This is a genomic window from Nocardiopsis sp. KDC1DS13DA1 (assembly GCF_055632325.1).
In genome coordinates, this window is record NZ_JBVMUY010000001.1 from 80304 (window position 1) to 96111 (window position 15808).

The window sequence follows — 15808 nt, forward strand, 5'->3', positions numbered from 1 at the left end:
CGTGACAGTGGAGACCAAACCTAATCCTGCCTGAGGTCTGATAGTGAGCGACCTGCCATTCGGTTTCAGCATGCCGAACGATCCCGATGACGAGTCCGGACGCCGCTCTGGCGACTCCGGCTCGGGTGCCGGCAGCGGCCGCCCGGGCGGGGGAGACTCCGGAACGCCGAGCGACTTCCCGTTCGGCGACCCGCAACAGATGGCCAACATGCTCCGGCAGTTCGCCGACATGATGTCGAGCCAGCCGAGCCCCGGTGGCTCCGGCGGGACGTCGTCGCCGTCGGGGATCAACTGGGACATGGCCAAGAACATCGCGCGGCACACGGTGTCCCAGCACGGCGACCCGAGCATCCCGCCGCACGACTACGCCAAGGTCGAGGAGGCGCTCCGCCTCGCCGACCTGTGGCTCGACCAGGCTACCGACCTGCCGTCGGGGATCCACACCGCACAGGCCTGGAGCCGGTCGGAGTGGATCGAGCGGACGATCGACTCGTGGGCGCAGCTGTGCGACCCGCTGACGTCCAAGACCGTGCAGGCGATGGGCCAGAACCTCCCGGAGGAGATGCGGTCCGTGGCCGGTCCGCTGCTGGGCATGGTCCAGCAGATGGGCGGCATGATGGTCGGCCAGCAGGCCGGTCAGGCGATCGGCGAGCTGGCGCGCGAGGTGATCGGCACCACCGACATCGGCCTGCCGCTGGCCGGTGAGGGCAACGCGGCCCTGCTGCCGCCCGGTGTGGCCGGGTTCGGCGAGGGGCTGGAGATCCCCGAGGACGAGGTGCGGCTGTACCTGGCCGCGCGCGAGGCGGCGGTGCACCGCCTGTACTCGCACGTGCCGTGGCTGCGTTCGTACGTGTCCCGGCTGGTCGAGGAGTACGCGGCCGGGATGTCGTTCGACGTCAGCGGCCTGGAGGACAAGCTCGGCGGGATCGACCTCACCAACCCGGAGGCCCTCCAGGAGGCGCTGTCCGGCGGCGTGGGCGGCGAGAGCCTGTTCCAGCCGGAGGACACCCCGCAGCAGAAGGCGGCGCTGGGCCGCCTGGAGACCGCCCTGGCGCTGATCGAGGGCTGGGTGGCCACGGTGGTGTCGGACGCGGTGTCCGAGCGGCTTCCGCAGGCGGGCGCCCTGGCCGAGGCGACCCGGCGGCGCCGGGCCACCGGCGGGCCCGCCGAGCACACGTTCGCGGCCCTGGTGGGGCTGGAACTGCGCCCGCGGCGTCTGCGCGAGGCGTCGGCCCTGTGGACCGCGCTGGAGGAGGCGCGCGGGATCGAGGGGCGCGACGCGGTGTGGCAGCACCCGGACCTGATGCCCACGGGCACCGACCTGGACGACCCGGACGCGTTCGTCAGCGGCGGCGGGGAGTTCGGGGACGCCGACTTCGACATCTCGAAGCTGACCGGTGACGCGGACGGCGCGAAGGACGGGAAGAAGGACGACGGGGACGACCGCGGAGAGGACGCCTAGACCGTGTCACTGCACGCGGACGCCCGGGCGGTGCTGGGCACGTGGAGCGCGCCCGACGCCCGGCAGGAGGAGCTGCGCCGGTCGTACCTGGAGCACCTGGACGCGCACGAGGACGCGATGTGGCGCGGGTGCCTGCCCGGTCACGTGACGGCGAGTTCGGCGATCATCTCGGCGGACGGTTCCCGGGTGGCGCTGGTGCTGCACGGTGTCCACAACCTGTGGCTGCAGACCGGCGGGCACTGCGAGCCCGAGGACGCCACGCTGGCCGGGGCCGCCCTGCGGGAGGCCACCGAGGAGTCCGGCATCGAGGGGATCACCCTGCTGCCGTCTCCGGTCCGCCTGGACCGGCACGCCGTGCCGTGCGGGGGCGGGAGTCACCACCTGGATGTGCAGTTCGCGGCGATCGCGCCCCCGGACGCGGTGCTGGTGCGGGACCCGAACGAGTCGCACGACCTGGGCTGGTTCCCGGTCGACGGGGTGCCTGAGCCGTCGGACGAGCCGTGCCGGGCCCTGGTCCGGGCGGCCGCGTCGGCCGTGGCCGGGCACCTGCGCGACGGACGGGCGACCGGCGTGTAGGTCCGGGCGTCCGGCACCGCCGGAAGACGCGTGCGGGCCCCGTTCCACCATCCGGAACGGGGCCCGTGTCGTCACGGCTGTCTCTCGGAGTGTGGCCAGGAGTCCGCCGGTCGGGGAGGCGCGGCGTCCGCACGGGGAGAGGACAGGGGTTCTCCTGGCTCGCGCGTCGGCCGCCGGGACGCGGGGGACGACAGCTCCGCGATGTGCGACCCGTTCCCCGTTCGCCGATGGACCATGAGGAGCCCGGCCGACACACACGCGGTCGGTACGCGTACGGCAGTCGAACCGGCGCCCTGGCGCGGGACGCCGAACACCCGGAGAAGCGGGCCCGTCCGCCCTCCCCCGGCACTCCGGAATTACCTTTTTCATTTTCCCGTCAATAGTCGACATGGATTCTCAAATGTCACATACATGACATTTATTCCGCCATCTTCCATCGCACGCATGGGCGCGCAAGAATGGTAGGGAGAACCACAGCCAGACAGGTGGAGGACGGAACACGCACGCGACATCGGTGAGCGTGCCCGCACGGGAGCGCCGCCGCTGGGCGGCACCTGTCCGCACCGCCCGGATCCTCCACGGGAGTCATGGGCACGGAGGACTCCCGTCGATCGGACGGGCGACTGCGGCGGACGTAGACGAGCACGCCCCGCATCGTCCCGGCGCGATGGGGGTTCCCATGAACAGGAAGACGATCGCAGGCGCCCTGGTCGCGGGGCTCGCGGTTCCCGCACTGGCGTTCGGCGCTCCGTCGGTCGCGACGGCCCAGCCCGGCAGCCCGGCGGCCGCCCAGGCCACCGGCGGCCCGGCCGTCGTCCAGCAGGAGACCACGTCGGCCAGGACCGCGCCGACCGCGCTCCCCGAGCACAGGCGCTGCCACAACCACCGTCACAAGCACGGTAGGCACCACGGCAAGTGGCACAGGCACTACCACTGCCACGGACACGGGTGGGGGCACCACGGTGGCGGGTACTACCACGGCGGTGGCGGCGGACACCACGGCGGCGGTGGCGGACACCACGGCGGCGGAAGCCACAGGTAGGACGGCCCCTGGTGACGGCACCCGGGCATCCGGGGGAGGCCCCATCCGCGAGGTGGGACCTCCCCTGAGCGCCGTCGGCCGATCGACCGGAGCGGGAACCCCCGCCGCCCGCCGTGACGGTCAGTCGAACAGGTCCTCCGGCCGGTCGACGGCGACGGCCCTGGGAACCCACTCCTCCAGCGTCTTCAGGTCGGTGCAGGATTCGATACGTTCACGAACCTGGTCGGGGACGGTGAAACCGCGCGCCTCCAGTACGGCGACCACACTGTGGGCGACCGCCTCACGACCCTCCTCGCGACCCTCCTCGCGGCCGATCCCGACGTAGGTACGGGCGAAGTCGCTCTGCCACTCCCAGGTGTCCACGGCCATCAGATCCTCCATGTGCTTCTGGGCGGCCTCGCCGAGACCAGCCATAACGTAGTCATAGTAGAACGCGCGGCGATCAGGGTCGATGGAGTCCAGGGCCTCCATCAGCGCGTCGAGAGTCGCGTGGTCGGCGTCTCCGTGCGCCCTGGCCGAGAGAACGGCGAGTTCGGGGAACTCACGCGCCCGCCGGGCCTCGACGACGACGGGCGTGGCGGACGGGCCGATCACCAGAGGAGACAGGACGAAGCCCGGGTGGCCGATGTGAATGGCCTCAGCGCATGTGCACGCCATGCCGTCCGTGGGGCACAGGACGAGCAGGATCGCCGGGCACCCCAGGCGTGCGTAGAGGGTGACCAGATAGGCGGGCCAACTCGACCTCTTGCGGCTGTCCGCCCGGTGCTGGCGCTCGACCACCACGGCGAGGACGTGTTCGGTGCCGTTGCGGAGCACGACGGCGCCGTCGCTGTTCCACTCCTTCGGGTCGCAGTTGGTCAGAACGGATGACGTGAGCACCGTTTCGGTGTGCGAAGGCGGTTCGATCCCCAGGGACTCCTGGAGGAGAACCGGCACCATCTCGGGCAGGTTCTGGATGATCCGCAGCGGGATCTCGTGTTCTCGGCTGGGCACTGGACTCCTCGAGGGGTGTCGGAGCGGTCGTGGGTCGGGGACCCCACGACCGGGGTGGCCGAATCGACGGGTGAGGGTGGGGAGGTTCCGGTGGTGCGAAGAGCGGGGCGATCTGCACCGCGTGGACACCGGTGGCCTCGACGACCGCGTGGGACGCCCGTGCCGCGACGCGTCGCCCGGGCCCTCACCGGGCTCGTCCCACGGCTCGGCCCCGGCGTCGGTGAGTTCGTGACCGGGGATCCGCGACCCCGGGTCCGCGTGTGGTCCGTTCAGGCAGTGGCCAGGAGGTCCACGCCAGGCGCAGGGGCGTACCGGGGCGACATCGACGACGGCGGCTTCCACGGTCGGGGCGGCGGGGCGGCTCGGACGCGCGCACGGTCCGGACAGGGGCGTGCGGCGGCGTGTGGGCGCGGAGCGGCGTCCGCGGGCGGGGGTGCGCAGGGTTCTGGCGCAGAACCCGGCCGTGGCGACGAGGGCGGGAGTAGGCTTGTGCACGCCGGCAACTTCCTTTGCTGAAAAGACACTCGTGTGTCGGCCACGGCCCCGGGCAGTGATTAACCGTCGCGGGGTCTTTCGATTTTCTCTCGCGCGAAGAGAGTAGGGCTTTTTCTCGCGCCACACACCCGCTACTGGGAAGTAGTCACCGAACTTCCGAAATGTGCGACTTGCCCTCATGGGAATACGAGAGGAGACGTCCGCCTTCAACGCTTTCTCCTCCGTCGGGGCGGTAGCGGCGGCCGGGGGCGACCGAGGCCGGGGCGGACACGGGACACCCGGGTTCCGGACACCCCGTGACGCGGACGCCGCGAACACGCGACCGGTTCGGCCCGTCCTCAGTCCTCGGCCGCGACCCCCGCGGTGTCCTCTTCCTCCTCGGGCGCCCCACCCTGGTCGCAGGGCTCCAGACGCGAGGCCGCGCCGAACCCCTCCAGATAGCCGCGGGCACGCTCCGCCCTGGGGTAGCGCCGCACCAGATCCCAGAACTCGGGGCCGTGGTGGGCGTGGAACAGGTGGGCCAACTCATGGACGAGCACGTAGTCCACCACCCACGAGGGCATGCCGACCAGACGGCGGGAGATACGGATCGTGCGGGTCTCGGGGGTGCACGAACCCCAGCGCGCGTTCTGGTTGTCCACCCAGCGCACGGACTCGGGCAGTTCGGTCCCGTCGAGGAACCGGCGGGCCAGCTCCAGCGCGCGCTCGTGCAGCTCGCGGTCGCCGGAGTGCCGTCGGCCCTCGCGGGCCTCCAGGCGTTGCAGCATCCGTCCCACCCAGCGCTTTTCCTCTGCGCGGGAGAACGTCGCGGGCACGAGGACGACCGTGGTGTCCCCGTCCCGGTAGGCCGACACGGTGCGTCGGCGACGAGGACTGCGGCGTACCTCGACTTTGGTGTCTGAGGGCACGAACTTTACGGTAGCCGAGGGAGGCGCCGTAGCACAGATGCGTCTTGCGGAGAATTGTCTGTCTGTTCCGTGATGGCCGGGTGACCTCATGCGCACGGAAAGCCCTACGGTGTGGCGGATTCCACTCTGGCCAGGACGATCCCTCGGCCTCCGGAAGGAGCACACGGGCGCCCACCACGGCGATCTCATGATCTTTTCGCAATGGAAAAGAGACCGGGCGGTGACCACGTTCGGAGGCCACCGCCCGGTCCCACACCGCGCGTGAATGATCAGGTGGAGGGTCTACCGTCCGCCGCCCTCCCACCGGTCAGCCGTGCGTCAACACAGCCTGGACCACGCGACTTCCATGAGCGCTTCCTCGATACGGCGCTCCTCCCGCTGACGCGCGCGCAGTTGGCGCGCTCCGAGCCGGAGGTTCTCGCGGTGGCGGGGTTCGACTTCCGCGCCCTCGACCACGCGCATGAGTTCCTGGAACAGCATCATCGTTCTTCGTTCCTTCGTGGAGGTGTGTGTTCGGTATTGGGGGGTGGGGGTCAGGCGGCGACCGGAGCGGGGTTCTTCCGAGGACGGCCGCGAGGGCGCTTGCGCGCCACGACCTGACCGGCGACGAGCAGCTGCCCGCCCCAGACTCCCCACGGCTCCTTGCGCTCCAGAGCGTCCGTCAGGCACTGCTCCTTGACGGGGCACGAGCCGCACATGGCCTTGGCGGCCTCGACGTCGGCGGGTGCCTCGGCGAAGAACAGGTCGGGCTGGAGTCGGCAGGGAACTTCGGTCTCACCCAGCCAGGGCGTTTGCAGGACCGACGCAAGCATCGGTGCCCTCCAAGATCTTTGTTCGTTTCGTACAACGCGGTCGGTGCTTGCTGCCACCGGACGAGTCCGGTGCGGGACCTGGACTTGCGATGTCGCCGAAGCCGTCCACCGCCCCTGGGGGACGGAGTCCGGCTACGGAGATACAAAGAAAGCCGCGGCCCCTGTGCGGGGTCCGCGGCCACGGTCGAAACTCTCGGCCTGTCCTGCTCTAGGCCGGAATCCTCCGTGGACACTCCCCCACTGCGCCATAGCGGCGCCGGGCGGTTTCGGCGTGCTTCGCCAGCGGCTCGCCCCATTCGGGAGCCGGCTCGAGCTCGGCGGACACACCACTGCCAGTACGGGCATCACCCTTGGCGACCCTGATCACCGAGGGACGGGACCCCTGGAATCCGGTCATGCCGAGGAAGCCGCCGAGGCCGCGCTGGCAGCCGCGGGCGATACCGCTACCGATGGTGGTGAAGTCGCCGAACATGGCGTTGACGTCACCGTGACCGTTCAAGGCGGCGCCCTGGGCAACGGTCACCGGACGCTGACGCGAAGGCATGGCGAAAACAGCGACGAAACCGGTGGTCTGCGTGGTGTTGCTCATCAGATGGGGCACCTCCTTCACGATCGGGCGGCAGGGTCTTGCACCTGCGCCAGGGGCGGTCATGACGACGATGTACACACTACGGTGCGGCCGAGAAAATCAGCAACCTATTTTTGACCTGCGACAACGTCCGCATCCGGCCACGGGTTCAAGGGAATGCCCGGGGGGTCGGGAGCGTTGCCGTCCGATCTCCGGCCGGGCTTCGGCCCACCGCGGACCCCGGGAGCGCCGCGACCGCCACGCGTACGACGGCAGCCGTCGGTGATAGGCATTCAGCCGCACACGTGACACGGTGTGATGAAGTGAACACCACAAGGAGGCGAAGTGCGTCGAACCATCGCCACGATCGGGTCCGTCGTCAGTGCGGTCGCCCTGACCCTGGCCGCGACGTCCCCGGCCGCCGCGGCCCAGGGGACGCTCCACCTGCGCGTCGAGGACAGTGACGACGTGCGCTACACCGACCCCACCGACTGCGTCGCCCTCCCCGACGGCGCCAACGCCGTCTACAACAGGACGAACGCCCGCGTGGTCCAGTCGGGCGCACCGTGCGGCAGCGACGTCGAGCCGCTCGTCATCGTCTACCCGGGCCAGGCCGAGCACCTCCTGGCCGGCGCGGAGAGCCTCTTCGTCCTCGACTAGCCACCGGGCCCCACGGGGTCGGACACCCCGGTGGACGGGGGGTGGGCCGGGACGCGCCACGGTCCCGGCCGGACCCGGTGCGTCGTGTGGCCCCGGAACCCGCGGGGCGGGACACGACCTCGTGTCATCGGACCAACGCCAGAAGGAGTCGACGTGCGTCGAACAGCCACCGGACTCGGTGCCCTCACCGCGGCGGCCGTGCTCGCCCTCGCCACCGCCGCGCCCGCCGCCGCGGCCACGGGGAAGCTCGTCTTCCTCACCTCCGACGGGGGCGCCGTCGTCCACGACGATCCCGTCGACTGCGTCGACCTCCCGGACGGCACCTGGGCGGTCCACAACGGCACCGACGCCTTCGTCACGCTGAACAGCGCGCCCTGCGCCCACTCCGCACAGCTCGGCATCGGCAGCACCCTCCCGCCCTCCTTCGGTCTGCGGGTGGGCCGGATCTTCACCGCGAGCGTCCGCATCCCCGAGAGCTAGGGGCCGTTCCCCGGGACGGTCGGTTCGCGGAGCCGGACCGCCGGTCAGCTGCGCGGCGCGGTCGCGGACGCCCGCGGCGCCGTTCCCTCCCCGCCCGTCGTCTCCGCGAGCAGTGCCGCGGCCTCGTCCGCCAGACCGAGCGCCCGCCCGAGTTCCACGGCCCGGCCCAGGTGCGCCCGGGCACCGTCCCGGTCACCCCGGCGCAGGGCGGTACGTCCGAGCCCGGTCCCGGCGCGCACCTCGCCCCGGGTGAACGAACGCTCCGCCGCGATCTCCAGCGCCCGCCGGTACAGCCGCTCGGCCCGGCCGGTGTCGTCGTCGGCCAGCGCCCAACGGCCGAGCCGGGTGAGCGTCCCCACCGCGTCCACCCACAGGCCCAGGTCCTCGGCCGCGGCCAGGTCCTCGTGCAGGAGCGCGGCCGCACGCACGCGGTCCCCGCGCAGCTCCGCCAGACGGGCGAGCGGCCGACGGGCCCGCAGCGCCCCCCAGCGGTCCCCGAGCCCGCGGAACAGGTCGGCGCTGGTCTCGGCGTCCGCCTCCGCGGCCCGCGTCTCGCCCCGGTCCAACCGCTGCTCGGCGCGTTCGGCCAGCGCGAGGGCCCGTCCCCACGGGTCGGCTGCGGTGCGGGCGTCGGCCAGCGCCCGCTCGACGAGGTCGGCGCCCTCACGGGTGCGCCCGGCCCGGTAGAGGGCACCGCCCAGGAGCCAGCGCAGCCGCGCGCCGAGTCGGGGATCGGCCACGGCGACCGGTGCCGGGCGCCCCTCCATCCCCGCCGACCACGCCTCGGCGGCGGCGCGGGCCTCGGGGGCACCCCCGGTCAGGTCGATCGCCGCGCGCAGTGATCCCCGGGCCTCGCTGTGCCTGCCGCGCAGCACCCAGTACCAGGACAGGGCGTTGACCAGTCGCAGCGCCCGGTCGGCGTCCGCGTCCCGGAGCGCGGAGTCCAGGGCGCGGCGCGCGTTGACCGACTCGGCGTCCAGGAGTGCCAGTGCGCTGCCCTGCCCGTGACCGCGCAGGCGGTCGTCGGTCTCCTCGGCCCACCGGACGTGGAAGTCGACGAACCGGCGACGGAACCCGGCCAGCTCCCCCGCCTCGTCCAGGCGCCGGAGGGCGTAGGCGGCCACGGACTCGGTGAGGCGGAACCGTTCCCCCTCGCGGCTGACCAGCGACCGGTCGACCAACCGCGACAGCACCCCCAGGACCCGCTCCGCCGGGACCCGCCCGTCGGCGCTCACGTCCTCGGCGGCCCGGAGCGTGCAACCGTCCGCGTGTACGGCCAGACGGCGCAGGACGGCGCGGTCGGTCCCGTCGAGCAGCTCCCAGCTCCAGTCGATCATCGCCCACAGTGTCTGCTGCCGCGCCGGTCGGCCGCGTCCCGGCCCCGTGGGCAGGGAGAACCTGTCGTCCAGGGCGTCGGCGATCCGCCTGGGGGAGAGTACGCGCAGGCGGGGCGCCACGAGTTCGAGCGCCAGGGGCACACCGTCGAGGCGGTGGCAGATCGCCGCGACCGCCGCCGCGTTGTCGGCGTCGATCCGGAAGCCGGGAACGGCCGCCGCCGCCCGCGCCGCGAACAGCCGCACCGCGCTGGAGCGTTCGGCAAAGGTCCCGGCGTCGATGCCGTCCGGCAGGTCCAGCGGCGGTACCGGGCGGACGGTCTCACCCGGGACGTCGAGCGGCTCGCGGCTCGTCGTCAGCAGGTGGACGCCGGGGGCGGACTCCGACAGGGCGGCGGCCACCGCGGCGGCGGAGTCCACGACGTGCTCGCAGTTGTCCAGCAGGAGGAGCAGGCACCGGTCGGTCAGTGCGGTGCACAGCCATGCCACGAGGTCGATCGGGTCGTCGTCGGCGGTGGTGTCGCACAGTCCGAGCGTGGCGATGACCCGCTCGGCGACCTCCCCCGGGGACGCGTCCCGGCGCAGGCCCGCGAGTTCCACCAGCCACGCCCCGTCCGGGCGGTCGTCGGCCGCGCTCCGGGCGACCGCGACCGCGAGCCGTGTCTTGCCGACCCCGCCGGGGCCGGTGAGGGTCACGATCCGGTGGGCGTCGCCCGACAGCAGGGTGCGCAGGTCGGCCACGGCCGCGTCCCGGCCGATCAGCGGTGTCGGCGGGAGCGGGAGACCCGCCCGGGGGAGCCCGGCGACACTGGCGACGGCGGACGGCGCGTGGCGCAGGATCGCCGCGTGCAGGGACGACAGGTCCGGGCCGGGGTCGGCCCCGAACTCCTCGGCCAGGCGGCGTCGCAGGTCCTCGTAGGAGTCGAGCGCCTCACCGCGCCGACCGGTCCGGTACAGGGCCCGCATGTGCGCGGCCCGCAGCCGTTCGCGCAGGGGGTGCCGTTCGACCGGGCCGCCGAGTTCGTCGGCCAGGTCCCGGTGCTCGCCGAGTTCGAGCCGCGTCTCGGCCCGCTCCTCGACGACCGTCAGCCGCAGCTCCTCCAGTCGGGCGGTCTCCTCGCGCGCGAACGGCGCGTCCGCGACCTCGGTGTAGGCGGCGCCCCGCCACAGGCCGAGCGCGTCCCCGAAGAACGCGGACCGGGTGCGGAGTTCGCGGGCCGCCCGGGCACGGGCGACCAGGTCGGCGAACTCCGCCGCGTCCAGGCGGCTGTCCGCCGCCGTGTCGAGCCGGTACCCGGCGGGGGTCAGCAGCACACGGTCGCGGCCCAGCGCGCGGCGCAGCTGGGACACCTTGGTCTGGAGCGTGTTCAGCGGCCGGCCCGGCGGCGCGCCCTCCCACAGGTCCTCCACCAGCCGGTCGGCCGACACCGGGTGCCCCCAGTGCGTCAGGAGGATCGCCAGGAGCGCCCGCACCTTGGTCTCGGGGACGTCCACCAGCCGACCGTGCGGGTCCCAGACGGCCAACGGGCCCAACACTCCGAAACGCATGCCGCCAGCCTAGTCGGGGCCGTTCCCGGGCGTCCCCAGCGAACCGTGCGCGGCCCGTGCGCGCCGGTCGGCACGCTGGTCCCCTTCCAACGGAGAGAGGGAGTCCTCATGCGACAGACGACCGGACGGCGGGCCGGCCCCAGGGAGTGGACCGGCCTGGCGGTGCTCGCGTTGCCCACGGTGCTGCTGGGGCTGGACGTCACCGTCCTGCACCTGGCCCTGCCGTCCCTGGCCGTCGACCTGCGCCCCACCAGCAGCCAGGAGCTGTGGATCGTGGACGCCTACGGGCTCCTCATCGCCGGGTTCCTCATCACCATGGGGACGGTCGGGGACCGGGTCGGGCGCCGCAGACTGCTCATGGTCGGGGGCGCGGCCTTCATCGCCGCGTCGGTGGCCGCGGCCCACGCCACCAGCGCCGAGGCGCTCATCGCGGCACGGGCGGCCCTGGGCGTGGCCGGGGCGACGCTCATGCCCTCCACCCTGGCGCTGATCAGCGACATGTTCGCCGACGCACGCCAACGGGCGCTGGCGATCGGGTGGTGGGCGACCTCCTTCGCCCTCGGTATGGCGGCCGGGCCGCTCGTGGGGGGCGCCCTGGTGGAGCTCCTCTGGTGGGGCGCGGCCTTCCTCGTGGCCGTGCCCGTGGTGGGGGTCATGCTCGTGGCCGCGCCGTTCCTGCTGCCGGAGCACCGCGCGGTCCGCACGGAACGCGTCGACCCGGCCAGCGTCGCGCTCTCGTTGGGCGCGATGCTGCCGATCGTGTACGGGATCAAGGAGTGGGCCAAGGACGGGCCGGGCGCGACCGCCCTGGCCGCCCTCGCCGCGGGGCTGGTCCTGGCCGTGCTGTTCGTGCGCCGACAGCGCGTCCTGTCCGCGCCCCTCCTCGACGTCGGGCTGTTCCGGAACCGGGCCGTGAGCGTGGCGCTGGTCATGATGCTGGTCGGACTCGTGGGAGTCGGCGGCATCATGCTCCTGGTCACGCAGTACCTGCAACTGGTCCAGGGGATCGCGCCGCTGACCGCCGGGCTGCTGTACGGTCCGCCCGCGCTGATGATGGTGCTCGCCTCGGTCACCGCGCCCCTGGCCGCCCGGCGGGTGCGCCCCGGGTACGTGGTCGCGGCGGTCCTGGCGCTCTCCTCCGCCGGGTACGTCCTGATTGCCCTGGTGGGGGCGGAGGACGGCGTGCTCCCGGTCGTGGTCGGGTTCTCGCTCGTGTACCTGGGGCTCGGGGCGATCGCGGCCCTGGGTACGGAGCTGGTGGTGGGCTCGGCTCCGCCGGAGAAGGCCGGATCGGCCTCGGCGGTGTCCGAGACGGTGCAGGAGCTCGGCGTGGCCGTGGGCATCGCGGTCATCGGCAGCCTGGCCGGAGCGGTCTACCGGGCGCGGATGCGGGAGGAGCCGATCGACGGGGTCTCCGCGGAGGCCGCCGGGGCGGTCGGCGACAGCCTGTCGGGGGCGGTCTCGGTGGCCTCCGAGGTCCCGGCCGAACTCCTCGACCGCGCGCGTGAGGCCTTCACGGCCGGGATGAACGCGGCGGGCGCGGTGGGCGCCGTGGGGATCCTGGCGCTTTCCGCGGTCACCGCGGTGGCCCTGCGGCACGTCGACGCCACCGGCGGCTCGGACTCCGCCGGGCGGGAGGAGGCACACGTGGCCGAACGGCCGCGGTGAGGGGGACGGCCCGGACGGGTGGCCCCGGGGAGCGCCGACCGGCTCCCGCCCCGCCCCGGACCCGGCTCCGCCCGGTCCGGGGCGGGGCCGGGTCAGGCCCAGCCCTCGGCGTCGACGACCCGGATCAGACCCTCCTGCACGACCGAGCACACCAGCTGCCCGTCCCGCGTGTAGACCAGCCCCCGCGCCAGCCCCCGCGCGCCCTGCGCGGTCGGCGCCTCCTGGGCGTACAGGAGCCACTCGTCGGCGCGGAACGGCCGGTGGAACCACATCGCGTGGTCGAGGCTGGCCATCGAGATCCCCGCGAACGACCGCCCGTGTCTGAGCAGGACGGTGTCGAGCAGGGTCATGTCCGAGGCGTAGGTCATGAGGCACACCTGCGTGAGCCGGTCGTCGGGGAGCTTGCCGTCGACCTTGAGCCACACCGGGTTGCTGGCGGTGCGCAGCTGCGGGTTCCGCTCGGCCTCGAAGGACAGCGGACCCACCGGGCGCAGCTCGATCGGGTGCCACCGGACGAACCCGGGGACCTTCCCGAAGGCCTCCTGGAGCCGCTCACGCGTGCTGGGGAGGTCCTCCGGCGGCGGGACGTCGGGCATCGGGATCTGGTGGTCGAGCCCCGGTTCCTCCTTGTGGAAGGAGGCCGAGAGCGTGAAGATCGCCTTGCCGTGCTGCACCGCCACCACGCGGCGGGTGGTGAACGAACGTCCGTCACGGACCCGGTCGACCTCGTACACGATCGGCACCCGGGGGTCGCCGGGGCGGATGAAGTACGCGTGCAGGGAGTGCACGTGACGGTCGTCGGGCACCGTGCGACCGGCCGCCACCAGCGCCTGGCCCGCGACCAGACCGCCGAAGACGCGCTGCGGCCCCTCCTCCGGGCTGCTCCCCCGGAAGATGTCGTCCTCGATCCGCTCCAGGTCCAGGACCTCCAGCAGATCGGCCAGGGACTGCCCGCCGCCCTCGACCTCCACGCGCTCACCCATCGATCGGCTCCTCCCCGTCCTCGGCGGCCGCACCGTCCGCCGCCGCGCCGTCCGCCGCCTCTTCCAGGACGTCGGCGGGTTCGGCACCCGCGACCAGCGCGAGTACGGCCTCACCGTAGCGGTCGAGCTTGGCCTGGCCGACACCGGACACGGCGGACAGCTGCGCGAGGCTCGACGGCTCCTGCTCGGCGATGGCCTGGAGGGTGGCGTCCGTGAAGACCACGTACGCGGGCACCTTCCGTTCCCGGGCGCTGGCGCGGCGCCATGCGCGCATCCGCTCCAACAGCGCCTCATCGTAGCTGGAGGGACAGCCCAGGCAGCGGCCCAGCTTCCGCTCGGCCGCGTCGGCGAGGGTCACCCCGCACACCCGGCAGCGCACGGGACCGCCCTTGCGGCGCTCGGCCCGCCGGCCGGACGTGGACGGGGAGGCGGGTCGCAGCCCGTCCAGGAACCGTGAGGGCCTCCGGGTGCGACGGCCGCCCGGGGAGCGGGCCAGCGACCACGACATGGACAGGTCCCGGCGTGCGCGGGTGACACCGACGTAGAACAGGCGGCGCTCCTCCTCGACCTGCTCGTCGGTCTCGGCGTAGACGATGGGCACCATGCCCTCGGTCAGCCCGACCAGGAACACCGCGTCCCACTCCAGGCCCTTGGCCGAGTGCAGGGAGGCGATGGTCACCCCCTCGAAACCGGGAGCGTGCTCGGTGGCCATGCGCGCGTCGAGCTCCTCGACCAGGTGCGCCATGGTGGCGGCTCCCCCGTCGGGTCCGGGCACAGCGGCCATGTCCTCGGCGAGCTGGGCGAGCGCCGACAGCGACTCCCAGCGCTCACGGGCCTGGCGTCCCTCCGGGGCCTGCTCGGTCAGCCCGAGCGGGCCCAGCAGCTGGCGGACGGTGCGCACGAGCGGTTCGCCGTCCTCACCGGCCGCCCCGTGCCGGGCGCCGCGCAGGGTGTGGACGGCCTGCCTGATCTCGGGACGCTCGAAGAACCGGGCGGTGCCGCGCACGGTGAACGGCACCCCCTCGTCGGACAGGGCCTGCTCGTAGGTGGCCGACTGGGAGTTGGTGCGCACCAGGACGGCGATCTCACTGGCCGGGGTGCCCTGCTCGATGAGGAGGCTGATCTTGCGCGCGACCCCGGTGGCCTCGGCGGGCTCGTCGTCGTACTCCTGGTAGATCGGGTCGGGGCCGTCGGGCCGCTGGGCCTGGAGGGTGAGGTGCCCGGTGGCGCCGCGCGCCTGCCCGATGACGTGGTTGGCCACGCGCACGACCTGCGGGGTGGAGCGGTAGTCGCGCACGAGTTCGACGACGGTCGCGTGCGGGTAGCGGGCGGCGAACCCGGTCAGGTAGCCGGGGGTGGCGCCGGCGAAGGAGTAGATGGTCTGGCTGGGGTCGCCGACCACGCACAGGTCGTCGCGGTCGCCGAGCCAGGCGTCGAGCAGCAGCTTCTGGAGCGGGTTGACGTCCTGGAACTCGTCGACGACGAAGTACCGGTACTGGTCGCGGACCCGCTGGGCGATCGCCGGGTACTCGGTGATCATGCCGGCGGTGAGTTCGAGCATGGACTCGAAGTCGAGGAGGTTGTGCTCGCGGCGCAGTTCCTCGTAGGCCTCGAACACCCGGGCGACCTCCCCCGCGGTCATCGGCGGCTGGCGGCCCGCCTTGGCGACGGCCTTGTCGTAGTCGGTGGGGCGGACCTGGGTGACCTTGGCCCACTCGATCTCGCTGGCCAGGTCGCGCAGGCCCGTCCGGTCGGGTTGGAGTCCGACCGAGTGGGCGGCGCGCGCGACCGCCTTGAGCTTGCTGTCGACCAGGGCGGGCAGGGGGCCGCCGATCACCTGCGGCCAGAAGTACGACAGCTGGCGCATGGCCGCGGCGTGGAAGGTCCGCGCCTGCACACGGGGGGCGCCCAGACCGCGCAGGCGGCCGCGCATCTCCCCGGCCGCGCGGACGGTGAAGGTGACCGCGAGGATCTGCTGTTCGTCGACGACGCCGCTGGCGACCGCGTGCGCGATCCGGTGGGTGATGGCTCGGGTCTTGCCCGTCCCTGCTCCGGCCAGGATGCACACGGGCCCTCGCAGGGCGCGTGCCGCCTGGGTCTGCTCCGGGTCCAGTCCCTCCAGGACGCGGTCGGGGTCCATGGTGCTCCTGCGTGTGGTCGGGGTGGGCGGGTGCTGCGGCCGGAGGCCGTCCGTTGAGGGTGGTGGTGGGCGACGGGCAAGCGGGCTGCGGCCGGAGGCCGTCCGTTGAGGGTGGTGGTGGGCGACGGGCAAGCGGGCT

At 73.1% G+C, this 15808-nt stretch carries 14 protein-coding genes; 6 read left to right on the plus strand and 8 right to left on the minus strand.

The window, feature by feature from the left end:
* Positions 1–43: 43 nt before the first annotated feature.
* The 3 genes from ACTVAJ_RS00335 to ACTVAJ_RS00345 all read left to right on the plus strand — a co-directional run bounded on the left by ACTVAJ_RS00335 (position 44) and on the right by ACTVAJ_RS00345 (position 3080).
* A complete protein-coding gene (locus tag ACTVAJ_RS00335) occupies positions 44–1462 on the plus strand; it encodes a zinc-dependent metalloprotease (RefSeq protein WP_470385949.1) in 1419 nt (472 codons plus the stop codon).
* A gap of 3 nt (positions 1463–1465) precedes the next feature.
* Complete coding sequence (locus tag ACTVAJ_RS00340; protein ID WP_470385950.1) at positions 1466–2038, plus strand: NUDIX hydrolase; 573 nt, start codon at positions 1466–1468, stop codon at positions 2036–2038.
* Positions 2039–2717: 679 nt separating this feature from the next.
* On the plus strand, positions 2718–3080 hold the full coding sequence (locus tag ACTVAJ_RS00345; RefSeq protein WP_470385951.1) for a hypothetical protein: 363 nt from the start codon (positions 2718–2720) through the stop codon (positions 3078–3080).
* Positions 3081–3200: 120 nt separating this feature from the next.
* Here the strand turns inward: ACTVAJ_RS00345 and ACTVAJ_RS00350 are convergent, their stop codons facing one another.
* From ACTVAJ_RS00350 to ACTVAJ_RS00370, 5 genes are all read right to left on the minus strand, one after another.
* Positions 3201–4073 (minus strand): hypothetical protein, encoded by an 873-nt coding sequence (locus tag ACTVAJ_RS00350; RefSeq protein ID WP_470385952.1) that lies wholly within the window; start codon positions 4071–4073, stop codon positions 3201–3203.
* 833 nt (positions 4074–4906) lie between these two features.
* Positions 4907–5476 carry a M48 metallopeptidase family protein gene (locus tag ACTVAJ_RS00355; protein ID WP_470385953.1) on the minus strand — a complete coding sequence of 190 codons (570 nt, stop codon included), beginning with the start codon at positions 5474–5476 and terminating at the stop codon, positions 4907–4909.
* A gap of 318 nt (positions 5477–5794) precedes the next feature.
* Complete coding sequence (locus ACTVAJ_RS00360; RefSeq protein ID WP_470385964.1) at positions 5795–5959, minus strand: hypothetical protein; 165 nt, start codon at positions 5957–5959, stop codon at positions 5795–5797.
* A gap of 50 nt (positions 5960–6009) precedes the next feature.
* Positions 6010–6288: a WhiB family transcriptional regulator gene (locus tag ACTVAJ_RS00365; protein ID WP_470385954.1), complete on the minus strand. Its 279-nt coding sequence runs from the start codon at positions 6286–6288 to the stop codon at positions 6010–6012.
* Between the two features lie 208 nt (positions 6289–6496).
* Positions 6497–6877 carry a hypothetical protein gene (locus tag ACTVAJ_RS00370; protein ID WP_470385955.1) on the minus strand — a complete coding sequence of 127 codons (381 nt, stop codon included), beginning with the start codon at positions 6875–6877 and terminating at the stop codon, positions 6497–6499.
* A gap of 324 nt (positions 6878–7201) precedes the next feature.
* On the opposite strand from ACTVAJ_RS00370, the gene ACTVAJ_RS00375 reads away from it, so the two are divergent.
* Positions 7202–7516, plus strand: a complete 315-nt coding sequence (locus ACTVAJ_RS00375) for a hypothetical protein (protein ID WP_470385956.1) — start codon at positions 7202–7204, stop codon at positions 7514–7516.
* 153 nt (positions 7517–7669) lie between these two features.
* Entirely contained in the window at positions 7670–7996 is a 327-nt protein-coding gene (locus ACTVAJ_RS00380) for a hypothetical protein (protein ID WP_470385957.1), read from the plus strand.
* 44 nt (positions 7997–8040) lie between these two features.
* On the opposite strand, the gene ACTVAJ_RS00385 is transcribed toward ACTVAJ_RS00380, so the two are convergent.
* The gene (locus tag ACTVAJ_RS00385) at positions 8041–10878 is read right to left on the minus strand and encodes an AfsR/SARP family transcriptional regulator (protein WP_470385958.1); all 2838 of its coding nucleotides are present in this window, start codon (positions 10876–10878) and stop codon (positions 8041–8043) included.
* A gap of 108 nt (positions 10879–10986) precedes the next feature.
* Between ACTVAJ_RS00385 and ACTVAJ_RS00390 the strand changes: the two genes are divergently transcribed.
* Positions 10987–12546: an MFS transporter gene (locus ACTVAJ_RS00390; protein ID WP_470385959.1), complete on the plus strand. Its 1560-nt coding sequence runs from the start codon at positions 10987–10989 to the stop codon at positions 12544–12546.
* A 92-nt stretch (positions 12547–12638) separates the two neighbouring features.
* On the opposite strand, the gene tesB is transcribed toward ACTVAJ_RS00390, so the two are convergent.
* Together tesB and ACTVAJ_RS00400 are read right to left on the minus strand one after the other, a co-directional pair.
* On the minus strand, positions 12639–13529 hold the full coding sequence (gene tesB, locus ACTVAJ_RS00395) for an acyl-CoA thioesterase II (RefSeq protein WP_470385960.1): 891 nt from the start codon (positions 13527–13529) through the stop codon (positions 12639–12641).
* Entirely contained in the window at positions 13522–15669 is a 2148-nt protein-coding gene (locus ACTVAJ_RS00400) for an ATP-dependent DNA helicase UvrD2 (protein WP_470385961.1), read from the minus strand. Before ACTVAJ_RS00400 ends, tesB begins: the two co-directional genes overlap by 8 nt.
* Positions 15670–15808 lie beyond the last annotated feature (139 nt).